The following is a 20,724-nucleotide window of genomic DNA, read 5'->3' as shown; positions in this document are numbered from 1 at the left end:
CATGTCGGATTAAAGAATCGCGTTGAACAGATAGCCGACGACCACGATGGCGCCAGCGACTATGCCGAAGAAGGTTGCTAGGAGCGGCTTCTTCAGTACGTTGCTGAGGATGACCGCTTCCGGCAGGGAGAGGGCCGTCACCGCCATCATGAACGCCAGCACGGTGCCGATGGCCATCCCTTTGGCGGTGAGGGCCTGGACGATGGGAATGACGCCGGCAGCGTTGGAGTAGAGCGGGACGCCAAGTGCCACCGCCACCGGTACGGCAAACGGGTTGTCGCGGCCAGCCCAGCGGGCAAGGAAATCCTGCGGCACATAGCCGTGGATAAAGGCACCGATACCGACCCCGACCACAACGTAGGGCCAGATCTTCTTCAGGAGCTCCCGTGTGTAGTCGCGGGCATAGTCAATCTTTTCCCGGAATGTCATTACCGTGATCTCGCTGCTCCCCACCTGCATCTCCCACACATAGTCCTGGACGTACTTCTCCATCTTCAGCCTGCCGATGACTATGCCGGCGACAATGGCCACCAGTAGTCCTGTCCCGATGTAGATCAGGGCTATCTTCCAGCCGAACAGCCCCCAGAGCATGATCAGCGCCACCTCGTTGACCATGGGGGAGGAGATCAGGAACGAAAAGGTTACCCCCAGCGGCACTCCCGACTCCACGAACCCGATAAAAAGCGGCACCGCCGAGCAGGAGCAGAACGGGGTAACGATACCGAGAAGCGCCGCCATGACATTACCCACGTACTCACGCTCGTGGGAGAGAATCCGCTTGGTCCGCTCCGGCGGGAATGAGGTGCGGATGATGGCGACCACAAAAATGATGGTGGAAAGGAGCAGAAAGATCTTCAGAGTGTCATAGATGAAGAAGTTGAGGGCCTCGCCCAGATGTGTCCCGGGTGCCATCCCGATGAGGGTGAAGACGATGTAGTCGGCAAAGCTTTTTAGCATGGAATACTCCATGAGCGTTTGATTGAACACTCACTTAATGGGACAAAAAAATTTATTCTTCGTTAAGCCCGATTGCTTTATAGGCAGCTTTGCGGATGAGTTCGGCGGGAATCTCCTCGTAGCTTTTCCCTTCGTATTCGACCGTCCGGCAGCTTGTTTCAGTACCGGTCAGGCAGGAGCACGACGAGCAGTGGTTTTCATCTGCAGCAGCATTTTCCAGCACCTCTTCCAGCGGTACCCCGTTAAACAGGATCATGTTCGAGTGGGCCATGAGCTCTTCGGGGAGTTTTGTTTCAGTGAGGGTGACGGTAATTCCTTTGCCAGCAAGCTCTTCCCCCAGTCCGGCAACGACTTCGCTGACAGTCGTACCGGTGGCGGCACAGCGGTCACAGGTTGCCCCTTCTTTATCATAATGACGCCATTCGATTGCTAGTTCTTTCATGGGGGCTCCTGCCAAGGCTGGAGTTACACTGCCTTCAGCAATTCGTGCCGCCCGGCGGCTTCCAGTTTCACGATAAGAGTAACGGTGTCAACAACTTCCAGGATCTCCAGATGCTTGATAGCGTAGAAGATTTTCAGCCCCTCCTTGCGGCGGGTAAGAACGCCGGCAGTCAGCATCATGTTCAAATGGCGGGAGGTATTGGACTGCTCTTCACCGATGGCGGGAAATATCTCGCAGACGCAGCGCTCGCCGTCGCGGAGAAAATCGATGATCTTCAGACGGGTCGGTTGGGCCAGGGCCTTCAGAATGTCTGCCCTAAAGTTAGAAATGTTGCTCATGGTGTAAACCTTATATATGATTGTTTAATCATATAGTGTTGTTTGCGGTTACTGTCAAGCAGAAGTTTTGTTTATCTTTGTCAGCTTCTCCCTGATGTAGGCGATAAAAGCCTCCTCGTCGGGGAAGGTGATGGCCCCCGTCGGGCAGAGTCGGGCGCAGGTACGGCATTCAACCACGCAGTTGTAAGGGTTCTTTACCCGGGTTTTCGCTGTATCTTCATCGAACTCTAACACGTCGTTCTTGCAGAACTCCACGCAGGCTTTGCAGCCGATGCACTTTTCAGCGTCGATGGAAGGATACCACTGTATTTCCTCTCTCAGAATGCCACGCCACTCTTTCATAGTTGCCTCTCCCGCCGCTCAGATTCTCATTTCAAGAAACCTGACGACCTCTTCCCTGAGTCGTTGGCTGAAACGGCCGGGGTTAGCCGCAAGATTCCAGATATCGGGAACTTTTCCCCATGTTGCGCCCCCGTCCTTATGCTGCCTGATCACCACGAGCTCGTTGGCGCCAAGGCCAAAATCCTTAACGAAGTGGGCGTTCTCGGGAAGATCCACACTGAGGGGGCGCCACACGAGCCGGCCATTGGCAAGCTCTTCGGGAAAATCCGCTTGAAGAGTCCCCTCCGCCAGCGTTTCGATGAGGAGGCACGTTTCGCAGCGCAGGGTTCCGTGAAAATAGTAGACCACTACTCCCCCCTCCGCGGCGGGGGCCGCTCGTGCCGAACTGGCAGTGATCGGGAGACAGAGTAGAAATGCCGCAAAAGCTGCCAGGTGGAAGAAGACTCGTGCACGGATCGTTTGCATGATTCCTTTCGAGCTCACGGGTTCTTCGCCGCCATTTCCTTGATGGCCGCCACTGCCTCGTCTGTTGTCCTGTTGCGGATGTCCAGGGCAATATGGTTCGCCTTGTCAAACCCCACCGCCTCGAAGGCGTCCCGGAACATCTTGCACTGCATCTGCGGGTCGCAGGCGGCGATGTAGAGCTTTTCCGTTTCACCGCCTGAGAGCAGCACCTTCAGGAACTCCTCGCCGTCACCGACGCAGAGCTGCGGATGGAGACAGACGTAATCGAATATTTTCTCCCGCCGCACGTCAGAAAGAACCCCGAAGATGTCCATCTTGGTAAAGCTGGGACAAGTTCCCTGGCAGACACAAAGGATGAAACCTTTCTTTCCCATGGCGAACTCCTTTGATAAACAATTCTTATGCGTCAAAATGAGTATATCGCTATTCACTCATGTTTCTAGCAATAATATTCTCTCCCGAATCAGGGAGGGAGAATATATAGAAAGGTCATTCTTTAAGTTCAGCAAGCAGTTCACAGATTTTACCGGAAAATTTCTCCGTTTTTTGCACCTGCACCTGCCGGACCTTTTCGGCCATTCTGATTGCGGTGCAGATTTCACCGGGGTTAGCGCCTGCCTCACGGGCGGTTTTCAAGTGGTACTCCAGTCAATCGTCGCAGCCGGAGCCTACCGAGGCGCCGATGGCAATCAGTTCCAGTGTCTTTTTGTCCAGTGGCATGGTATTCCCCTTTTCCGATTTGATTCGGCATTGTTCCATTGCTCTTCCTCCCTTGTTCCTGCTGCTAAGTAAAATTAGCTTAGCAGCAGCCGGGGCCACAGCAACAGGCAGATTTCCTTTTCTCGCCAAGGGTCACGTCAGCCCCGTCGCGCTTCAGAATAGCCTGGAGCTGGTCATTGCCCGGATAGCGTCCTTTGCTGACCAGATCGCCATCGACAAATGCTAGTGGCAGACACTCCGGACCATCGCTTTTCAGCAACTCCGCCACGGCGCTATTGGCAACAAAAGCCTGTGGGTCGGAAGAGAGGCCGTAGCGCGATACCTGGACATCTGGCGCCTGCTTCTGGATCTGGCGCAGTGCTTCCGGGATGCGTATCAACTCGGGATCGACGCTCGGTCCGCAGACTCCGGTCGAGCAGCACATGGCTGGGTCAAAAATCTCAATCTTCATCGGGTTTCTCCTTTTTGTGGGTCGAAGTTTGTTTGCATAAATGGCGTTTAATCAGCCTTTTGTCGGCTCTGCCTGCCAGGGGGTGAGGAAGGTTGGCAACCCCTGACGAACTACCTCATCGATATACCGGAATTCGCGTATGCGTCGTTGATGAAGTATGGGGTCGGTGACAGGCAAAGGTGCTAAACTCTGATTGACGATCCAGCCTGCCGGTTCTATGCCGGCTCGTCGCAAATCCTGCTGGAGAGCCATCGCCTCGTGGACCGGCGTCGCCTCCGGCAAGGTCACCAGAAATACCTTGGTGAAGGCGGGATCACGCAGGCGGGGGAGCAGTTGTCGCACCGTCTCCGGTATATCGCTCATGTTGCGGGAGACCTCCCGATGATACGACTCCGATGCGTCCAGTAGCAGCAGCGTATGTCCGGTCGGGGCGGTGTCGATGACCACGAAGCTGTCCGCACCTTCGGCTACGATCCGCGCAAAGGCCCGGAACACGGCAATCTCTTCCGTGCACGGTGAGCGAAGATCCTCTTCCATGAGCGCCCGTGCCTCTTCATCCAGATTCGCGCCTGCGGTAGCCAGCACTTCCTGGCGATACGCTTCGGTTTCGACTTCCGGATCGATTCGGCTCACTGTCAAACCGTTGGGAATCTCGCCAAGAGTTTGGGATACGTGGGCCGCCGGATCGGTGGTTGTCAGGTGGACCTTTTTGCCCTGCGCAGCCAGGGCAGTTGCAAGATTCACCGCCAAGGTGGTTTTTCCCACACCACCTTTACCCATCGTCATGATCACTCCACCGGGGGTGGTAGCCAGCATATCAAGAAGGTTCGCAAGTGGTGCGGGTAGCGAAACTGCGTTTTCGGAGCGTGGCAGTGAAGTCATGTTGCTTTCAGGGGCAAAGAATACTTGCAGTGCCGGTATGCCCACCAACTCAGTGCCCCGCAGGGGCAGCTCAGTTTTTGGTAACTCTTTAAGTCCCTGAGGCAGGTTTGAGAGTGCTTTCATGCTGCGCTCACGCAGGGCAACGGCTATGGGGTCATCGGGGTGCGTCAGCTCTATCACGCCGTTTATGATCAGATGCTGGTTGGTTACCCCAAGCTCCCGCAGTTCGGCAGAGGCTCGGGCTGCTTCATTGAGTGGGGCTTCATCGGGCCGGCTGACAACGACGACCATAGTCTGTGCAGGGTCGGCCAATGCCTTGCGGGTGGTTTCGTAGAGTAGATGCTGCGCTTTCAAACCAGCCAGAGGGCCAAGGCAGGAGGTGCCACCGGAGTTGGTGTCGATGAAGTCGCTCCAGGCGGCCGGGAGCGAAAGCAGCCGCAATGTGTGGCCGGTGGGGGCGGTGTCGAAGATGATATGGTCAAAGCCGGCAGCCGCGTCCGGATTCCCCATCAACCTGGCAAACTCGTTAAATGCTGCAATCTCCACCGTACAGGCGCCCGAGAGTTGCTCCTCCATGCTTCTCACGGCGGCTTCGGGAAGAATTCCCCGATAGGGGCCGACCATTTTTTCCCTGTAGGCCGCAGTAGCTTCCACCGGATCGACATTGGCAGCAAAAAGACCTGCAATGCCAGGCACCGGTGCCGGTTCGGCTGATAAGGAAAGCCCCAAAACTTCATCCAGATTGGATGCCGGGTCGGTACTGACCAGCAATACATTTTTGCCAGTATCGGCCAACGTGAGGGCAGTTGCTGCCGAAGTGGTTGTTTTGCCTACGCCACCTTTGCCAGTGAAGAAGAGATTTTTGGGCGGATTGTTAAGAAAGTTTTGAGGCATATCATCCTCCTGGTTGTCTGCATCCGGGAATGATTCAGTTAGAAGCCAGGCGCGGGAACCAGTGCCGGGTACGGTTGCAGATGGAGCAGACCGACAGCATGACCGGCACCTCCACCAGGACGCCTACCACGCAGGCCAGGGCGGCACCCGACTCGGGGCCGAAGATGGTGATGGCGACGGCGACGGCCAGCTCGAAGAAGTTGCTGGCACCGATCAGGGCTCCCGGAGCGGCGACGTTATGGGGGAGTTTGAGCCACTTCATCAGTCCATAGGCGAGGGAAGAGTTGAAATAGACCTGGATGGTGATCGGCACGGCGATCAGCAGCACGTGGAAGAGCCGGCTGGTGATGTTGTCGGCCTGGAAGGCGAAGATCAGGACCAGCGTGGCCAGAAGCGCTCCGATTGCCACCGGATGGAGTTTGGGGAGGAAGGTGTTGTCGAACCAGTCCGGGCCGTGGGATTTCATCAGCACGTTGCGGGTGATGACCCCGGCAGCCAGGGGGACGACGATGAATACTGCTACCGACGTGAACAGCACGCCAAAGGGGACAATCAGGTTCGATGCACCGGATACGAGGAATTTGACGATGGGGGCGAAAAATACCAGCATCAGCAGGTCGTTCACCGAGACCTGCACCAAGGTGTAGCCGGGATCGCCGTCGGTCAGGTAGCTCCAGACAAAGACCATGGCGGTGCAGGGGGCGGCGGCGAGGATGATGCTGCCGGCGATGTACTGGTCGGCTTCGGAAGGGGCTATCCAGGGGCTGAAGAGCAGCCGGAAGAAGAGCCAGGCGAAAAAAGCCATGCTGAAGGGCTTGACGATCCAGTTGACGAACAGGGTGACGAAGAGCCCCTTCGGATTCTTCCCCACGTTGACCACCGAGCCGAAATCCACCTTGAGCATCATGGGGTAGACCATGAGCCAGATCAGGACGGCGATGGGGATGTTGATCTGGGAGCCCTGCCCGAATTCGAGCCCGCGCAGCGATGCCACCGCCTGGGGGGCCGCCTTGCCCAGCGCCACGCCAACCACCATGCAGATGGCGACCCAGACGGTCAGGTATTTGTCGAAGAAACTCATCTGCTTTTCTGTCATGCGGCACTTCCTTCTTGAATGGTGATGATTACCCTGTTTCCAAAAATCGTTGGATTGTTTTCTTAATCCGGATTTGCGGATTAATAGGGGTGTAGGCGATGGCGGAGCCTCGTCCGTCGCGGTCGGTCCCTCCGCTGCGGACCCTGACCGTTCCCCCCAATAGCCGGCTGAGACGGAGCTTTGCGCATGTAATCCCGGAACATGCTTCGGCGGGTGTCCGCTGCCGCTCGGGCTCTTCCCTTCACTCCCGAGACCCCGCCCCCACTCCCAGGTTTGGGCGCTCCGTGAATTTCACTCGTCAGGCGCAGACATTCCCGTGGCTCAAGCCGCGGAGCCGCTCGATATCGGACTTCGCCACCGCTTCATCCCGAAGGAAATGGCGCAGGATAGGGAGGAGCGACTGCTGGAGCGGGCCAAGCTGCTTGAGAATGGAGTAGTAGATCCAGACTCCTTCCCGGCGGTCGCGCAGCCACCCTGCGTTTTTCAGGTGTGAGAGATGGCGTGACACGGTGGACTGGGGGAGTTGCAGCACTGCCATCAGGTCGCAGACGCAGAGCTCTTCTTCCTCCAGAAGCAGGGCCAGGACGCGGAGACGGGTTTCGTCTTCGAGGGATTGAAAAATTGTGGCGATTGTTTCCATGGGGTGGAATATATCCGGTTTGGCGGATGAAGTAAAGATGCATTTTTGCATGTGAGGTTTTTGCAAACTTTTCATACCCGAAAAGCAAGCCTGCAGTAATCGGCTTATTGGTGTGGACGGCGGCGCGAGGCTGGTGTAGAATCTGTGTCGCTATCATCTGACGGTTTCAAGGGAAGAACATGACCCAATTCGTCAAGGGGCGAGGGGCCAAGAGCGGCCTGCCGCCGGGAACCCTGGTCCACATCGGTGAGACGACCGGCCGGCCGGTAACCATCCATGTAATGGACTACGACGGGGAAGGGTGTAGGGAGACCGAGCTGCAGTCCGTTTCCCAGTGCATCCCCTACCGGGACAAGGAGTCTGTGACCTGGATCAACGTGGACAGCGTCCAGCAGGCCGACATCATCCAGCAGATGGGAGAGTGTTTCGGACTCCACCCCCTGGTGATGGAGGACATTCTCAATACTTCCCAGCGGCCGAAGCTCGAAGTGTACGGCGACTACCTCTTCATTGTCATGAAGATGCTCCACCATAACGACCGTTCCGAAGTCCGCGTGGAACAGATCAGTTTCATCCTTGGTCCCAGCCATGTGCTGTCGTTCCAGGAGGGGATTGCTGGTGACGTTTTCGACCCCCTCCGGCAGCGTCTCCGTGCGGGAAAGGGGCGGATAAGGTCGGCCGGCGCCGATTACCTGCTCTATTCCCTCATCGATGCCGTCGTCGACAACTATTTCGTGGTGCTGGAGCACCTGGGGGAGGAGATCGAGGCCCTGGAAGACGAAGTGGTCTCCCGGCCGACTCCTCATACCGTCCGTCGCATCCATGGCATGAAGCGGCGGATGATCTTCCTGCGCCGGGTGGTCTGGCCTCTGCGGGAGGTGCTTGCCGCCCTGCAGCGGGGGGAATCGGAGCTGGTCCAGGATGCGACGCAGGTCTACCTGCGCGACGTCTACGATCATACCATCCAGGCGATGGATTCCATCGACACGTATCGGGACATGATTTCCGGCATACTGGACGTCTACCTGTCGAGTCTCTCCAACCGGATGAACGAGATCATGAAGTTCCTCACCATCATCGGCACCATCTTCATCCCCCTCACCTTCATCGTCGGCCTGTACGGGATGAACTTTAAGTACATTCCGGGGCTGCAATCCCCTTGGGCCTTCTACGGTGTCGTTGTCTTCATGGCGGCCATCGCGGGGGGGATGCTCGTCTATTTCAAGCGGAAACGGTGGCTGTGAGTATTCTTCGACCTGAGAACCGGTCCCGGTTGTTGCGGCAAAGCTTATAGAATGGATAACGTAAAAAAGGGGGCCGTTTCCGGTCCCCTTTTGTCTGCGACCCTATTTCTCCGTGCTCACCACTTTTCCGGCAGGAACAGACGCACCCCGAAGGTTGCGTTAAAATTCATCGGATCGTATCTCCCTATGGTCGAGCCGTTCAACTGGATGTCGCTCTTGGCGCCGGCGACAAACTTGAAATCGGCAGTCGCGACGATGCTTTTGTTTATAAAATAGTCTAGCCCGATATTTGCGTGTCCCCCGTATGTCCAATCTATATCGGAATCCGTTATATCTCCCTTGATAAAATCGGCGCCTGCCCCCACATAGGGGACCAGCCGATTTTGGGGCATAATGCGATACTGGAGCCCGAGCGAGATGTCGGTGGTCTGCTGTTCCCCGACCTTGCTCTTGTTGATCTTTATGTCCGTGGCAGGGGCATGGGTAACGTCCAGTTCGAGGGCGAAATTGTCACCCAGACCGTAGATCAGCCCGCCTCCTCCCGCAAAGCCCGTGTTGTGTTCTCCTATTTCGACCCCCCCGATTTCCAGGTCTTTGAGAGGTACGGTAAACCCGGCTTTGCCGGTCAACCCCAGTCTGCCGTTGATGCTTTCAGCCATGGCGGTAGAGGTGAGCAGGACCAGCAGACTCAGGATGCAAGAGAAAATAATGATGCGCATTAAAGTCCTCCTTGATGAAATAAGATTACTTTTTTGTATTAACTAGGGCAGCGATAAAACCGCCATATGAGTAAATGGTGCCCGTAACGTTGTTCGGGTCGGCGGACTCGGCCTTGTAAATAATGGAGCATGCATTTTCACTTCCAGGTTCCGGCACTTCCACGGTTACTCCCGCATTGAATATGCCCAAACCTGTGTCATCAGTGGTGACGGTACGGACAGCCGTTTCCGGAGAATCGATAAAGACGGGGCAGTTGCCGATCTCACTGTAAATACTTACCGTAACTGGGACACGGCTGCGGGGAATGCCGTTGTTATCAAGTACCTGGAACGGGACCAACTGCAGAATTGTTCTCGGTGGAGAAGGTAATGGAACGTTTTCGAGTGTTATCTTTAACGTATTCAGCGTACCGTCGGGGTCGGTAGTGCCTTTGGTGGTCATGAATTTGATGATATTGCTTTCGCTGCGCATGATCTTGAATATGCCGATTGCGGTGACGAGCTGGTTGTTCACCGAGGTGGATGCCTTGATGATCACATCGGCTGCCGAAGTGGTCGTCGCCCCTGCCCTCAGGAAGTTAATGGCCATGCCGTTGGAGTCGGTGGAAACGATTATGGGATTGATGGTCACCGGTCCTTCGACTGCCTCGAACTTGATCGGCTGATTTGCTACGGGATTGCCGCCGGAGTCGATCAGGTTGGCGGTGGCAATGACGGTACTATTGGGGCCCACGGTGGTTCCTGTCCCCGATGCTGCGGTTATGCTCAGAGCCAGATTGTAGGAAAGTACCGTTCCGCTTCCTGTGGGTGTGGGTGTGGGCGAGGTGGAATTGCCGTTACTGCCCGACCCCGAGGAGAACGGGCTGCCGGTTGAGGTCGTACCACTCGAATCACTTCCACAACCACCGATCGATAGCAACATGAGGGAAACCAGGACCGGCATGAACAATTTCAGGCAGCGCATAACTCCTCCTTATGGTGACGTTCAGTTGATGTTTCGATCTCGGGATTGTGTTCTTTGTAAAGGCAGATGTTTCGCGTTACAAGCCAGCGTGAGCTATGGGAAACCCTGTAATTATTAGAATTGGATTATAAATTTACTCTAAGCGGCGCGAAAGTCAAGGCTTGAATAAGAAAATCATCGCTGTGCTAAGGGATGTCGCTGGATAACATGACAGAGGGCAGCATGGAAATGAAGTTTGCGGGTATGTTGGAGGGGCGAGTTTTGATTCTGGCGGATTGTCGTCGTCATTATCATGCATCAAGCCGGGAAGTGGTTGCCGCAGTATAGATGCCCACACAGACAGTCGCCCTGTTTGTCGTCCCATCTCCTTGATAACTGCCAGGAAAATTGTATGATTTGTGTTAGTTATGGCTAATACCACAGGGAGGTGGACCATGAAGGGATTGGGTGTGATGGTGTGCGTGGCGATGCTCTTTACGGCGGGGTGTGCCACGGAAAGTTTCGTCAAGGAGCAGACGGATCCCATCAGCAGCAGGATCGACAAGCTCGATTCGCGGCTGATGGGGATTGAAACGAAGCTCAATGACCTGGAGAAGAAGGTGGGACAACCCATGGCCGACCTGGATGCGGCGAAGGGCGAGATCGCCGCTGCCCGGGCCGATGCCCAGAAGGCGGCACAGGCGGCACAAACGGCGGAGGGGAATTCCGTCGCGGCGGCCAACCGTGCCGAAGCAGCGGCAGCAAAGGCTGAAGATGCCGCCGCCCGGGCCGATGCCTCAGCACAGAAGGCGGCAAAGGCGTTCGAGATGCAGCAGAAAAAGTAGCGACGGATAGATATGAGCAGAAGGGCCGCGGGGACAGAATGCCGCGGCCTTTTTTCAATTCAGTTTCCAGATTACAGGAGAACATAACTCCCCCTGCCCCCCCTCTTAAGTTAAGAGGGGGTTCTCCGTCAGTTGCCATGTCCCTCCCCTTAGATTAAGGGGAGGACAGGTGGGGTTACAAAAATAGGAACCAAACATGGTAATTCAGCGGGTTATGTCAACGGGGATACCGGTCCGCATGCGAAGCGCCTCGCCGAGAAGGTTTATGTTCACCCTGCCCACAAGATTCAGCCTTCCCAGGATTCCGGTCGCTTTCTCCAGATAGTCGATCACTTCCCCCCCCTCGTCGTGCACTTCCAGGTAGACCCTCCCCTCCCGCTCGCCTATCTTGACCGGTTCCCGGACGATGGTGACCGGCGTGCCAACCCGGACGAGCCGGAAGAGGCGGGGGATGTCTTCGGGGTAGAGGCGGATGCAGCCGTGACTCACCTCACGCCCCGTCCCCCACGGGCGGTTGGTGCCGTGGATCAGTATGCCGTCGGCGGAGAGCCTCAGGGCATGGCTGCCGAGGGGGTTGTCGGGGCCGGAAGGGATGACAGGAGGGAGTTCGGGGCGCTCCTTGCGGATGGAGGGGGGAACGTGCCAGGGGGGATTGACGATCTTCTCCCTGATGTTGAAGGTGCCGGTGGGGGTTTCGTGCCCCTCGCTGCCGATGCCGATGGGAAAGGTAGCCACGAGGCCCGTGCCGGCGGTGGTGAACAGGAGGTAAAGCCGCAGTTCGGAGAGGTTGATCACTATCCCCTCCCCGTTGGCCGCGGCAGGGAGGAGCCAGGAGGTGGGGAGCGTCACGCTCGTGCCGGTCGGGGGGATAAAGGGATCGAGGCCGGGGTTGGCGGCGATGATCTCGTTGTACCCCACGTCGTACCGGCGGGCGATCTCCATGAGTGATTCGTTCGGCTCCACTGCATGACGGGAAGGGAGGCCGATGAGCGCCTGGCGGGGGTAGGCCGCTCCCGAGGCGGGGGAGTGGAAAGCCAGAAGTAGAAGTGTCAGCAGCATCAGGCTGATGAAGGCGCGCATGGGGATCTCTTGTTGATGGTTGCTGGACTGCCGGCTTGCGGTTGTCAACGAGGGGGGAGCGTCTCGTTCCGCTCAGAGTACCCTCGTGCCGCCGCTGTACGGCTCATTCGCGCCGGCCGACTGGCCGGCTTTGCTCCATTTCGCCTACAGCCTGCTGGCACTCGGGCACATTCGCTCTACGGGACACTCCCCCCTCGTGGATGGCAGCGTGTCCCGTAAAATCAGTGGGCCTCGCTCCAGTTCCTGCCGTAGTTGATGTCCACCTTGAGGGGGACCCGGAGGGGAACGGCGTGCTCCATCTCGTGGCGTACCAACTGCTCCATCACCACCTTTTCCGCTTCCGGCACCTCGAACACCAGTTCGTCGTGGACCTGCATGATGAGCCGGCTGGCAAGTCCCTCTTTCCTCATCCTGTTGAATGACTTCACCATCGCCTGCTTGATGATGTCGGCCGCCGATCCCTGGATCGGGTAGTTGATGGCGTTTCGCTGGGCGAAGGCGCGGATGTTGCCGTTGGAGCTGGCGATGTCGGGAATGGGGAGGCGCCGGCCGAGAATGGTGGTGACGTATCCCTTCTCCTCGGCCTGTCGCACGCAGCTGTCCAGGTAGGCCATGGCCCCCGCGTGCCGCTCCTTGTAATGGGCGATGAACTCGTCGGCCACCTTGCGCGCCACGCCGAGCTGCTTGGCGAGGCTGAACGCTCCCTGGCCGTAGATGACGCCGAAGTTGATGGTCTTGGCCTGGCGCCGCATCTCCGGGGTCACCATCTCGGGAAAGAGGCCGAACACCTCGCTGGCGGTGCGGGTGTGGATGTCCTCGTCCCGGGCGAAGGCGTCGCAGAAGACCCGGTCCTCCGACAGGTGGGCCAGGACCCGGAGCTCGATCTGGGAATAGTCGGCGGAGAGAAGGATGTGTCCTTCCTCGGCGATGAAGGCGTGCCGGATCTGGCGCCCCTCCTCGCTCCGGACCGGGATGTTCTGCAGGTTCGGGTCGGAGGAGGAGAGCCGGCCGGTGTTGGTGACCGCCTGGTTGTAGGAGGTGTGGACCCGGCCGGTGGCGGGGTCCACCAGTTTGGGGAGGGCGTCGGTGTAGGTGGATTTCAGCTTGGAGAGGCTGCGCCAGGTGAGGATCAGTCGGGCGATCTCGTGCTCCTCCGCCAACCGCTCCAGTTCCTCGACGTTGGTGGACCAGCCGGTCTTGGTCTTGGTTTTCTTCCCGGTGGGGAGCTTCAGCTGCTCGAACAGCACCTCCCCCAGCTGCTTCGGGGAGTTGATGTTGAAGGGGCCGGGTGCCAGGGTATGGATGCGTTTCTCCAGATCCGCCATCTGCGCCCCGAAACCGGTGGAAAGCCGGTCGAGGAGCGGCAGGTCCAGTTTCACCCCCGCCAGCTCCATCTCGGCGAGAATTTTCACCAGCGGCATCTCCAACTCGAAGAAGAGTTGCTCCAATCCCGCCTCCTTCAGCCGTGGCAGAAAGAGCCGATGCAGGAGGAAGGCGGCGTCCGAGTCCTCGCAGGAGTAGGTAGTTGCCTTCTCCACCGGCACCTGGGCGAAGTTGATCTGCTCCTTTCCCTTCCCGGTCACTTCCGCATAGGCGATCATCTTGTGGTCCAGATGCTCCACCGACAGGGAATCCAGACCGTGGCTGGAGCGGGCAGGGTTGAGGAGGTAAGAGGCGAGCATGGTATCGAACCAGATCCCCTCCATCTCCAGGCCGTTCACCCGGAACACCTGATAATCGTACTTGAGGTTCTGGCCGATCTTGGGGAGGGCCGGGTCGGTGAGGAGGGGTGCCAGTGCTGTCAAAACCTCCTGCTTGTCAAGCTGGTCCGGTGCACCGGGGTATCTGTGCCCAACCGGGATGTAGGCCGCCTCGTGCTCCCGGCAGCTGACGGAGATGCCGACGATCTCCGCTTCGAGGGGGTTGAGGCTCGTGGTTTCCAGATCGACGGCGAAGGTGGGGGCTGTCTGCAACTCCGCCATAAGCCGTTCGAATGCAGGCTTGTCGAGAACGGCCCGGTACTGCTCGGTGGAGAGGGTGGCGGTGCTGGTCAGCTCCTTCATGAGGGTGGTGAAGCCGTACTCCTTGAACAGTTCCGCCAGCCGCCTGTTGTCCGGCGGAGAAAGGGCGAAGTCGTCCAGGCGGTACTGGATGGGAACCTGGCAGTCGATGGTGGCGAGCCGCCGCGACAGGCGGGCCTGCTCGGCGAACTCCCGCAGCTTCTCCCCCATCTTCCCCTTCACCTCCCCCGCCCGTGCCAGCAGCTCGTCCAGGGTGCCGAACTCCTGGATCAGCTTGATGGCGGTCTTCTCCCCGATGCCGGGGACACCGGGGATGTTGTCCGAGGTGTCCCCCGCCAGTCCCAGGATGTCGATCACCCGGTCCGGACCGACGCCGAAGCGTTCCTCCACATCCCTGATCCCCGATGCCTTCTCCTTCATGGTGTCCAGAAGGGTGACCCGGTCGCTGACGATCTGCATCAGGTCCTTGTCCCCCGTCACCACCACGGTGGCGAGCCCTTCCCGCTCGCAGTGCCGGGCGATGGTGCCGATGATGTCGTCCGCCTCGAAGCCGGGGAGTTCCAGCACCGGGATGTTGAAGGCGCGCACCATCTCCTTGATGGGGGCGATCTGGGGAACCAGGTCGTCTGGCATGGCGGACCGGTTCGCCTTGTACTCCGGGTAGATCTCGGTCCGGAAGGTGACCCGCCCCACGTCGAACACCACCGCCACATGCTCCGGCTTCCGGTCCTTGAGCACCTTCAGCAGCATCTGGGTGAAGCCGTAGAGGGCGTTGGTGGGAAAGCCCGAGGGGGAGGAGAGGTGACGGATGGCGTAGTAGGCCCGGTAGATGTAGGAAGAACCGTCGATGAGGTAGAGGGTTGAGTCAGTCATGGTAATTGTCCGATCGTGTTGGGTGTCAAGCAGGACCAATCCCCTCATCTAAAACCCTACCACCCCCAACCCCCTCCTTATCAAGGAGGGGGGCTTTTAAGTTCCCTCTTGGTTCAGGAGGGGTGCCCGGAGGGCGGGGTGGTAATTCCTTTTAGGGGTGGTCGTTTCTCCCCTCCTATTTTAGGAGGGGCTGGGGGTGGTAAGTATTTAACTCAGTAAGAATCTGATTGCAAACTTCTTCAAGATTGTCAAATACGTCGGAATTCAGGAACCTGATCACCCGTATGTTCAGTGCGTTAAGAAAGGCAGTACGTTCCTTGTCATAAGCAATTGCTTCCTCGGTAAAATGGGAGTCGCCATCAAGTTCGATGGCCAGGCGTGCCGACGGGCAATAAAAATCGAGGATATAATAGCCGGCGCTGTGCTGACGGCGGAATTTGTATCCGAGTTGGTTCTGTTGCAAAGCGCTCCAGAGTTTCTTTTCTGCAGGGGTAGCGCCGTTCCTGAGATCTTTTCGCCGAGATTTCAGGTCTGGTTTGTTGTGGATGTGGCTGGCTTCGAAGAGACCATCTTTGTCTCTGCTCACGTGAGAACTACCCCCAGCCACCTTACCACCCCCAACCCCCTCCTTATCAAGGAGGGGGCTTTTGCTTTTGAGTTCCCCTCTTGGTTCAGGAGGGGTGCCCGGAGGGCGGGGTGGTCCTTTTAGGGTGATACGTATTTAACTCCGTAAGAATCTGATTGCAAACTTCTTCTAGATTGTCGAATACGTCGGAGTTCAGGAACCTGATAACCCGGATGTTCAGTGCGTTAAGAAAGGCAGTACGCTCTTTATCGTAGGTAATGGCATCATCGGTGAAATGGGAGTCACCGTCAAGCTCGATAGCCAGACGTTCCGACGGACAGTAAAAATCAAGGATGTAATAACCGACACTGTGCTGACGACGGAACTTGTATCCCTTGAGATTGCTGTGCTGCAAAATGCTCCACAGCTTCTTTTCTGCCGGGGTCGCATTATTTCTGAGAGCCTTGCGGCGGTCTTTTATGGCGGATTTGTTATGGATGTGGCTGCCTTCGAAACCACCCTTGTCTCCGCTCATGGTGGGACCACCCCCAACCCCCTCCTTATCAAGGAGGGGGCTTTTGGCAGCGGTGACTTGCTCCCCCTCCTGGTTCAGGAGGGGGCCGGGGGGTGGTAGGTCTTTCATGCTTTCCCCTCCACCAGTGCAATCTCCTCATTAGTCTGGCCGCAGAGAGCTACACCAGAGTTTCATGGCCGGCTGGTTTCCCCCTCTTCCCGGGTGAAGATGACGAAGGCCATGGAGGGGCGTTTACTCGACTCGCGCATGGCGAAATGGAGACCGTCGAAGCGCCATCCATCGCGGGTCAGTTCGTTGAGAGCGGTCTCGATTGTATCCTCGGTGACGGAATTGATTTCCACGACCTTGTATTTCAGCACGGCACACCCCTTGGCTGGATTTACCCGGCATATTAGCCCATCTCCTGCCGCTCTTCAAGGGGAATAACGGGTGGCGCGCCGTCTGGAGCCCTTGTGTAAAAATTGAACCATTTTAATAGGTTAACGGTTGCGTGGGGGGGAGAATCTGCTAGACTTGGTGCAAAAGAAAGGAGGTCCAAAAACGAACCTTGCAACCGGCCGGAAGTGCCATGTCTCAACCTTAACCAAAGGGGTGTCCGTATGACGAAGAAAGAAACGGAAGTGATCGAACGCCTGGCCAACGAGATGGAACTGGTGCTGGAAACCGACTACGAGAAGAAGGATATGAAGGAGAAACGGGCGGTAACGAAATCGGCCCTGTACGACGGCTCGAAAAAACTGAAACACAGCATCCCCAAGGGGAAGCGGGTCTAGGCGCATCGTCGCCGAATCTCCAGGGACGGAGAAGGATATACGAAAGGGGGGAGAAATTGCGGTTTCTCCCCCCTTGATTTTTTGTCGGAGGTACTTATCTTGTTACCGAAGTTGAACATCATGCATGCAGGAGGTACGTATCATGGCAATCGTCAAGTATAACCCGTTTCGCGATCTGAGGACCATGCAGGAGCAGATGAACCGTCTGCTCGACCAGGCCTGGAGCCGGGAGAGCGGCGAGGAACTGCGGGAAGGTCTCTGGCAACCGGCAGTGGATATCTATGAAGATGAGACGTCGGTGGTCATCAAGGCCGAAGTGCCGGGGATCGATCAGAACGACATCGAGGTGCGGATCGAGGACAATACCCTCACCCTGCGGGGCGAGCGGAAGCACGACACGACCATCCAGAAGGAGAACTATCACCGGGTGGAACGCTACTACGGCTCGTTCCAGCGCAGTTTCTCCCTCCCCCACACCATCGACCAGGGGAACGTCCAGGCCACCTGTGAGAAGGGGATACTGACCGTGACGCTGCCGAAGCGGGAGGAGACGAAGCCGAAGCAGATCAAGGTCGAGGTGAAATAGAGCGGGAAGCTGAAGCGCGGAAGAAGGGGAATTGACCACCCCGCCCTTCGGGCACCCCTCCTGAACCAGGAGGGGAACTCAAAAGCCCCCTCCTTGATAAGGAGGGGGTTGGGGGCGGTTCTGGCAGAACCCTACTCGTTCATGCTGCCGGTGCGGTATCCTTGTAGATCCACCGCCACATAGGTGAAGCCGGCTCCCTTGACGGCCGCCACCACCTCCCGGCGCAGGGCCGGGTCGAGCAGTCGGTCGATCTCTTCCTCCCCCAGTTCGATCCGGGCAGTTTCCCCGTGGAACCTGACCCGGTAGGTCCGGAAACCTTTCCCCTTGAGGAATTCCTCGCAGGCTTCCACCATCCGGAGCCGTTCCGGCGTGATCTCCACCCCGTAGGGGAAGCGGCTGGCGAGGCAGGCGTAGGGCTGCTTGTCCCAGGTGGGGAGCCCCAGTTCCCGGGAGAGTTGGCGGATATCGGCCTTGGAGAGCCCCGCCTCCAGCAGCGGACTCCGGACGTTGAGTTCCCCCAGCGCCCGCCGCCCCGGCCGGTAGTCTCCCAGGTCGTCGGTGTTGCTCCCATCCACGATGACGGCGAAGCCAAGCTCCTCCGCCCGGGCCACGCATATCTGGAACAGTTCCTTCTTGCAGTGGTAGCAGCGGTCCTTGGGATTGCCGGCGAAGCCGGGAATCTCCAGTTCGTTGGATTCCACCACGATCTGCCGGGCGCCGATCCGCCGGGCAAGGTCCGTGGCTGCCCGGAATTCCGATTCCGGGTAGGTGGGAGAGGTGGCGGTGATGGCCCCGGCCCGCTCCCCCAAGAGGTCATGGGCCACCCGCAGGAGAAAGGTGGAATCCACCCCCCCGGAAAAGGCGACCAGCACCGATCCCATCTCCATAATGATTTCCTTCAGCCGCTCATACCTTACGTGCAAATCATTCATCTAATAAAACCTCGACGCGAAGACGCCAAGGCGCAAAGAAAGACGAAAAAACAAAACTGCAAAAGTCTTTTCGCGTCTTTGCGCCTTTGCGTCGTTAAGATTCCTGATTAATCGAATACTCCCGTTGAGAGGTATCTTTCCCCCGTATCACAGAGGATCGTCACCACGTTCTTCCCCGGCCCGAGCCGTTTTGCCAGCTGAAGTGCGGCGAAGACGTTGGCGCCGGAGGAAATGCCCACCAGGAGCCCTTCCTCGCGGGCGAGCCGGCTGGTGGTGGCATAGGCGTCCTCGTTGCCTACCCTGATGACTTCTCGGTAGACCTTGCGGTCCAGCACGTCGGGCACGAAGCCGGCGCCGATACCCTGGATCTTGTGGGGGCCGGGCTCGCCACCGGAAAGGACCGGCGAGGCGGCAGGTTCGACGGCGGCGATGACGACTGCCGGGTTATGCTCCTTCAACGCGGTTCCCACGCCGGTGATGGTGCCGCCGGTGCCGACCCCGGCGACGAACCCGTCAATGGTCTGGCCGTCAAGGGCGCAAACGATCTCCGGGCCGGTGGTCCGGCGATGTACGTCGGGATTTGCGGGATTCCTGAACTGCTGCATCATCACGTAACCGTGGGCGGTCACCAGTTCCTCCGCCTTCTGCACGGCGCCGCGCATCCCCTGGGCGCCGGGGGTGAGGACCAGTTCTGCACCGTAGGCCGCCAGCAGCCTGCGCCGTTCGATGGTCATGGTGTCGGGCATGGTGAGGACCAGCTTATACCCCTTGATGGCGCAGACCATGGAGAGGCCGATGCCGGTGTTGCCGCTGGTCGGCTCGACCACCGTGGCGCCGGGCTTGAGATGGCCTGCCTTTTCCGCCGCCTCGATCATGGCGAGGCTGATGCGATCCTTGACGCTGCCGCCGGGGTTGAAAAATTCCGCTTTGGCGTAAATAGCCGCTGAACCGGGCTCTTCAAGCTGCGCCAGGCGAAGCAGCGGGGTGTTGCCAATCTGATCCAGGGTGGTGGCGCCGGTAAAAAGGGGCATGCAATCTCCTGTCGTCATATGTAATAGACGAACCGGTGGTCCTGTTCCTTCTTCACGCCCAGGGACTGCCCCCGTTCGCACAGGTCTTTCAGGGTCAGTTTCCCCAGGTAGTCGTTGAGCAGAGCACCCGCTTCGCTCCATACCGTCTGGGTGACACAGTGGCCGCTGAAGGTGCAGTTCTCTTTCCTTTTCCGCTTGTTTGCGGCGCATTCCACCAGCACCACGTCCCCTTCCGTCGCCTCGATGATCTCTCTGACAGTGATCAGTTCCGGAGTGCGGGACAGGTAGTAGCCACCCCGTGGGCCCCGCTTGCTTTTCAGGATGCCGTTTTTCTTGAGGCTCTGGAATATCTGTTCCAGGTAGCGGGGGGATATCTCCTGGCGACGGGAGATGTCCTGGATCTGGGTCGGCAGATTGCCGGAATTGTAGGCGATGTCGAAGAGGGCACGCAGCCCGTACCTGCTTTTGGTCGAAAGTCGCATAGACGGTACCTCGTGGACGATTTGCCGTTCAATCTACTATACTTTATAATCATTATCAAGAAAATGGCTCGTTCTGCCCGGTCATTTACCATGGCGGCACTGACCTATCCTGTTGTTGCGGCAGAATCCTTTGCGTGCTCCCACCAAAACTCGAAATCTTTTTCGGGTTTTTTCGGTTATTTGGCGGTACAGATACCCGGCTTTCCTCCCGTAAAATCCGTGGACTTGACGCTAAACGTCCATTCTGCCTGCGGCGGCGGTTTTCCCCTGCAGGATGGCGCGGTTATTGAATATTTCAGATAGATAAATTTGCTGTAATACAACCGGTATCGAGGAGCGTCATGCCTGAGGTTGAAGCAACCGAACTATATGCAAAAGGACTGGAAGCGCTGGAGAACGGTCATTACTACCTGGCCCGCACCTGCTTCGGACGGGCATACGAACTGGAACAGTCGCCTCGAACCAGCTCGTACTTCGGACTTGCCCTGGCAAAGTCCACCGGCGGCTTTCCCGAGGCCATAGCCCTCGCCCGCGATGCCACTGCCAAAGACCCGGACAACCCGGTCTACTATCTCAATCTCGGGCAGATCTACCTGCTGGCCGATCAGCGCCGTGAAGCCCTGTTAATGTTCCGGCTGGGGCTGCAGCATGGGGCAGACTCATCGATCGTCCGGGAGCTTGAGGAACTGGGGGAGCGGAAGCCCCCTATTTTCAGGAACCTGCCGCGGAGCCATCCGCTCAACAGGTATCTTGGCCTGCTGCTGAGCAGGCTGGGGGTCAGGTAGATGGTTTGAATGGTGAATGGTGAATGGTGAATGGTGAATGGTGAATGGTGAATGGTGAATGGTGAATGGTGAATGGTGAATGG

The 20,724-nt window shown here is 57.9% G+C and carries 28 protein-coding genes; 6 read left to right on the top strand and 22 right to left on the bottom strand.

The window, feature by feature from the left end:
- Positions 1-9: 9 nt before the first annotated feature.
- The 12 genes from KI810_RS09120 to KI810_RS09070 form a co-directional block, all read right to left on the bottom strand.
- Positions 10-957, bottom strand: a complete 948-nt coding sequence (locus KI810_RS09120) for a permease (protein WP_214175226.1) — start codon at positions 955-957, stop codon at positions 10-12.
- Between the two features lie 52 nt (positions 958-1,009).
- Entirely contained in the window at positions 1,010-1,399 is a 390-nt protein-coding gene (locus KI810_RS09115) for a DUF2703 domain-containing protein (protein WP_214175225.1), read from the bottom strand.
- Positions 1,400-1,422: 23 nt separating this feature from the next.
- A complete protein-coding gene (locus KI810_RS09110) occupies positions 1,423-1,737 on the bottom strand; it encodes an ArsR/SmtB family transcription factor (RefSeq protein WP_214175224.1) in 315 nt (104 codons plus the stop codon).
- A 54-nt stretch (positions 1,738-1,791) separates the two neighbouring features.
- Positions 1,792-2,079 (bottom strand): 4Fe-4S dicluster domain-containing protein, encoded by a 288-nt coding sequence (locus KI810_RS09105; protein WP_214175223.1) that lies wholly within the window; start codon positions 2,077-2,079, stop codon positions 1,792-1,794.
- A gap of 18 nt (positions 2,080-2,097) precedes the next feature.
- Positions 2,098-2,544 carry a nitrophenyl compound nitroreductase subunit ArsF family protein gene (locus KI810_RS09100; RefSeq protein WP_214175222.1) on the bottom strand — a complete coding sequence of 149 codons (447 nt, stop codon included), beginning with the start codon at positions 2,542-2,544 and terminating at the stop codon, positions 2,098-2,100.
- A 14-nt stretch (positions 2,545-2,558) separates the two neighbouring features.
- A complete protein-coding gene (locus tag KI810_RS09095; protein ID WP_214175221.1) occupies positions 2,559-2,918 on the bottom strand; it encodes a heterodisulfide reductase subunit A-like protein in 360 nt (119 codons plus the stop codon).
- 115 nt (positions 2,919-3,033) lie between these two features.
- The gene (locus tag KI810_RS09090) at positions 3,034-3,180 is read right to left on the bottom strand and encodes a hypothetical protein (RefSeq protein ID WP_214175220.1); all 147 of its coding nucleotides are present in this window, start codon (positions 3,178-3,180) and stop codon (positions 3,034-3,036) included.
- Between the two features lie 12 nt (positions 3,181-3,192).
- Complete coding sequence (locus tag KI810_RS17330; RefSeq protein ID WP_246525439.1) at positions 3,193-3,303, bottom strand: carboxymuconolactone decarboxylase family protein; 111 nt, start codon at positions 3,301-3,303, stop codon at positions 3,193-3,195.
- Between the two features lie 40 nt (positions 3,304-3,343).
- Positions 3,344-3,715 carry an arsenite efflux transporter metallochaperone ArsD gene (gene arsD, locus KI810_RS09085; RefSeq protein WP_214175219.1) on the bottom strand — a complete coding sequence of 124 codons (372 nt, stop codon included), beginning with the start codon at positions 3,713-3,715 and terminating at the stop codon, positions 3,344-3,346.
- Between the two features lie 51 nt (positions 3,716-3,766).
- Positions 3,767-5,491: an arsenical pump-driving ATPase gene (gene arsA, locus KI810_RS09080; RefSeq protein WP_214175218.1), complete on the bottom strand. Its 1,725-nt coding sequence runs from the start codon at positions 5,489-5,491 to the stop codon at positions 3,767-3,769.
- A gap of 34 nt (positions 5,492-5,525) precedes the next feature.
- Positions 5,526-6,587 (bottom strand): ACR3 family arsenite efflux transporter, encoded by a 1,062-nt coding sequence (gene arsB / locus KI810_RS09075; RefSeq protein ID WP_214175217.1) that lies wholly within the window; start codon positions 6,585-6,587, stop codon positions 5,526-5,528.
- A 298-nt stretch (positions 6,588-6,885) separates the two neighbouring features.
- On the bottom strand, positions 6,886-7,227 hold the full coding sequence (locus KI810_RS09070) for an ArsR/SmtB family transcription factor (protein WP_214175216.1): 342 nt from the start codon (positions 7,225-7,227) through the stop codon (positions 6,886-6,888).
- Between the two features lie 179 nt (positions 7,228-7,406).
- Here KI810_RS09070 and corA point away from each other — a divergent pair, with 179 nt between their 5' ends.
- A complete protein-coding gene (gene corA / locus KI810_RS09065; protein ID WP_214175215.1) occupies positions 7,407-8,471 on the top strand; it encodes a magnesium/cobalt transporter CorA in 1,065 nt (354 codons plus the stop codon).
- 116 nt (positions 8,472-8,587) lie between these two features.
- Here corA and KI810_RS09060 read toward each other — a convergent pair whose 3' ends face one another.
- Together KI810_RS09060 and KI810_RS09055 are read right to left on the bottom strand one after the other, a co-directional pair.
- Positions 8,588-9,190 (bottom strand): outer membrane beta-barrel protein, encoded by a 603-nt coding sequence (locus KI810_RS09060; RefSeq protein ID WP_214175214.1) that lies wholly within the window; start codon positions 9,188-9,190, stop codon positions 8,588-8,590.
- Between the two features lie 25 nt (positions 9,191-9,215).
- Positions 9,216-10,154 carry an Ig-like domain-containing protein gene (locus tag KI810_RS09055; RefSeq protein WP_214175213.1) on the bottom strand — a complete coding sequence of 313 codons (939 nt, stop codon included), beginning with the start codon at positions 10,152-10,154 and terminating at the stop codon, positions 9,216-9,218.
- Positions 10,155-10,588: 434 nt separating this feature from the next.
- Here KI810_RS09055 and KI810_RS09050 point away from each other — a divergent pair, with 434 nt between their 5' ends.
- Positions 10,589-10,978: a hypothetical protein gene (locus tag KI810_RS09050; RefSeq protein ID WP_214175212.1), complete on the top strand. Its 390-nt coding sequence runs from the start codon at positions 10,589-10,591 to the stop codon at positions 10,976-10,978.
- 204 nt (positions 10,979-11,182) lie between these two features.
- On the opposite strand, the gene KI810_RS09045 is transcribed toward KI810_RS09050, so the two are convergent.
- The 5 genes from KI810_RS09045 to KI810_RS09025 form a co-directional block, all read right to left on the bottom strand.
- Positions 11,183-12,058, bottom strand: coding sequence for a L,D-transpeptidase family protein (locus KI810_RS09045; RefSeq protein ID WP_214175211.1), 876 nt, complete (start codon positions 12,056-12,058; stop codon positions 11,183-11,185).
- A 221-nt stretch (positions 12,059-12,279) separates the two neighbouring features.
- A complete protein-coding gene (gene polA / locus KI810_RS09040; RefSeq protein WP_214175210.1) occupies positions 12,280-14,952 on the bottom strand; it encodes a DNA polymerase I in 2,673 nt (890 codons plus the stop codon).
- 175 nt (positions 14,953-15,127) lie between these two features.
- Complete coding sequence (locus tag KI810_RS09035) at positions 15,128-15,538, bottom strand: endonuclease domain-containing protein (RefSeq protein ID WP_214175209.1); 411 nt, start codon at positions 15,536-15,538, stop codon at positions 15,128-15,130.
- Positions 15,539-15,623: 85 nt separating this feature from the next.
- Entirely contained in the window at positions 15,624-16,052 is a 429-nt protein-coding gene (locus KI810_RS09030; protein ID WP_214175208.1) for an endonuclease domain-containing protein, read from the bottom strand.
- A 170-nt stretch (positions 16,053-16,222) separates the two neighbouring features.
- Positions 16,223-16,411: a DUF4177 domain-containing protein gene (locus KI810_RS09025; protein ID WP_214175207.1), complete on the bottom strand. Its 189-nt coding sequence runs from the start codon at positions 16,409-16,411 to the stop codon at positions 16,223-16,225.
- A 240-nt stretch (positions 16,412-16,651) separates the two neighbouring features.
- On the opposite strand from KI810_RS09025, the gene KI810_RS09020 reads away from it, so the two are divergent.
- A complete protein-coding gene (locus tag KI810_RS09020; RefSeq protein WP_214175206.1) occupies positions 16,652-16,825 on the top strand; it encodes a hypothetical protein in 174 nt (57 codons plus the stop codon).
- A gap of 142 nt (positions 16,826-16,967) precedes the next feature.
- Complete coding sequence (locus tag KI810_RS09015) at positions 16,968-17,411, top strand: Hsp20/alpha crystallin family protein (protein ID WP_214175205.1); 444 nt, start codon at positions 16,968-16,970, stop codon at positions 17,409-17,411.
- Positions 17,412-17,542: 131 nt separating this feature from the next.
- Here KI810_RS09015 and larE read toward each other — a convergent pair whose 3' ends face one another.
- The 3 genes from larE to KI810_RS09000 form a co-directional block, all read right to left on the bottom strand.
- Complete coding sequence (gene larE / locus KI810_RS09010) at positions 17,543-18,343, bottom strand: ATP-dependent sacrificial sulfur transferase LarE (protein WP_214175204.1); 801 nt, start codon at positions 18,341-18,343, stop codon at positions 17,543-17,545.
- A 107-nt stretch (positions 18,344-18,450) separates the two neighbouring features.
- A complete protein-coding gene (gene cysK, locus KI810_RS09005) occupies positions 18,451-19,374 on the bottom strand; it encodes a cysteine synthase A (RefSeq protein ID WP_214175203.1) in 924 nt (307 codons plus the stop codon).
- A 14-nt stretch (positions 19,375-19,388) separates the two neighbouring features.
- On the bottom strand, positions 19,389-19,856 hold the full coding sequence (locus KI810_RS09000) for an RrF2 family transcriptional regulator (protein ID WP_214175202.1): 468 nt from the start codon (positions 19,854-19,856) through the stop codon (positions 19,389-19,391).
- Between the two features lie 12 nt (positions 19,857-19,868).
- Here KI810_RS09000 and KI810_RS08995 point away from each other — a divergent pair, with 12 nt between their 5' ends.
- Both KI810_RS08995 and KI810_RS08990 read left to right on the top strand, forming a co-directional pair.
- Positions 19,869-20,159 carry a hypothetical protein gene (locus KI810_RS08995; RefSeq protein WP_214175201.1) on the top strand — a complete coding sequence of 97 codons (291 nt, stop codon included), beginning with the start codon at positions 19,869-19,871 and terminating at the stop codon, positions 20,157-20,159.
- A 38-nt stretch (positions 20,160-20,197) separates the two neighbouring features.
- Entirely contained in the window at positions 20,198-20,641 is a 444-nt protein-coding gene (locus tag KI810_RS08990; protein ID WP_214175200.1) for a tetratricopeptide repeat protein, read from the top strand.
- Positions 20,642-20,724 lie beyond the last annotated feature (83 nt).

Source organism: Geomobilimonas luticola (assembly GCF_018476905.1).
In the GTDB taxonomy this organism is placed as follows: Bacteria; Desulfobacterota; Desulfuromonadia; order Geobacterales; family Geobacteraceae; genus Geomobilimonas; species Geomobilimonas luticola.
Note: the sequence above shows the minus strand (reverse complement) of the source record. Positions and strands in the feature narration are given on the sequence as shown.

Bases quoted from the DNA above. Each gene is read 5' to 3' on its own strand.
- KI810_RS09120 (WP_214175226.1), bottom strand. From the start codon at position 957: ATGCTAAAAAGCTTTGCCGACTACATCGTCTTCACCCTCATCGGGATG.
- KI810_RS09115 (WP_214175225.1), bottom strand. From the start codon at position 1,399: ATGAAAGAACTAGCAATCGAATGGCGTCATTATGATAAAGAAGGGGCA.
- KI810_RS09110 (WP_214175224.1), bottom strand. From the start codon at position 1,737: ATGAGCAACATTTCTAACTTTAGGGCAGACATTCTGAAGGCCCTGGCC.
- KI810_RS09105 (WP_214175223.1), bottom strand. From the start codon at position 2,079: ATGAAAGAGTGGCGTGGCATTCTGAGAGAGGAAATACAGTGGTATCCT.
- KI810_RS09100 (WP_214175222.1), bottom strand. From the start codon at position 2,544: ATGCAAACGATCCGTGCACGAGTCTTCTTCCACCTGGCAGCTTTTGCG.
- KI810_RS09095 (WP_214175221.1), bottom strand. From the start codon at position 2,918: ATGGGAAAGAAAGGTTTCATCCTTTGTGTCTGCCAGGGAACTTGTCCC.
- KI810_RS17330 (WP_246525439.1), bottom strand. From the start codon at position 3,303: ATGGAACAATGCCGAATCAAATCGGAAAAGGGGAATACCATGCCACTG.
- arsD (WP_214175219.1), bottom strand. From the start codon at position 3,715: ATGAAGATTGAGATTTTTGACCCAGCCATGTGCTGCTCGACCGGAGTC.
- arsA (WP_214175218.1), bottom strand. From the start codon at position 5,491: ATGCCTCAAAACTTTCTTAACAATCCGCCCAAAAATCTCTTCTTCACT.
- arsB (WP_214175217.1), bottom strand. From the start codon at position 6,587: ATGACAGAAAAGCAGATGAGTTTCTTCGACAAATACCTGACCGTCTGG.
- KI810_RS09070 (WP_214175216.1), bottom strand. From the start codon at position 7,227: ATGGAAACAATCGCCACAATTTTTCAATCCCTCGAAGACGAAACCCGT.
- corA (WP_214175215.1), top strand. From the start codon at position 7,407: ATGACCCAATTCGTCAAGGGGCGAGGGGCCAAGAGCGGCCTGCCGCCG.
- KI810_RS09060 (WP_214175214.1), bottom strand. From the start codon at position 9,190: ATGCGCATCATTATTTTCTCTTGCATCCTGAGTCTGCTGGTCCTGCTC.
- KI810_RS09055 (WP_214175213.1), bottom strand. From the start codon at position 10,154: ATGCGCTGCCTGAAATTGTTCATGCCGGTCCTGGTTTCCCTCATGTTG.
- KI810_RS09050 (WP_214175212.1), top strand. From the start codon at position 10,589: ATGAAGGGATTGGGTGTGATGGTGTGCGTGGCGATGCTCTTTACGGCG.
- KI810_RS09045 (WP_214175211.1), bottom strand. From the start codon at position 12,058: ATGCGCGCCTTCATCAGCCTGATGCTGCTGACACTTCTACTTCTGGCT.
- polA (WP_214175210.1), bottom strand. From the start codon at position 14,952: ATGACTGACTCAACCCTCTACCTCATCGACGGTTCTTCCTACATCTAC.
- KI810_RS09030 (WP_214175208.1), bottom strand. From the start codon at position 16,052: ATGAGCGGAGACAAGGGTGGTTTCGAAGGCAGCCACATCCATAACAAA.
- KI810_RS09020 (WP_214175206.1), top strand. From the start codon at position 16,652: ATGACGAAGAAAGAAACGGAAGTGATCGAACGCCTGGCCAACGAGATG.
- KI810_RS09015 (WP_214175205.1), top strand. From the start codon at position 16,968: ATGGCAATCGTCAAGTATAACCCGTTTCGCGATCTGAGGACCATGCAG.
- larE (WP_214175204.1), bottom strand. From the start codon at position 18,343: ATGAATGATTTGCACGTAAGGTATGAGCGGCTGAAGGAAATCATTATG.
- cysK (WP_214175203.1), bottom strand. From the start codon at position 19,374: ATGCCCCTTTTTACCGGCGCCACCACCCTGGATCAGATTGGCAACACC.
- KI810_RS09000 (WP_214175202.1), bottom strand. From the start codon at position 19,856: ATGCGACTTTCGACCAAAAGCAGGTACGGGCTGCGTGCCCTCTTCGAC.
- KI810_RS08990 (WP_214175200.1), top strand. From the start codon at position 20,198: ATGCCTGAGGTTGAAGCAACCGAACTATATGCAAAAGGACTGGAAGCG.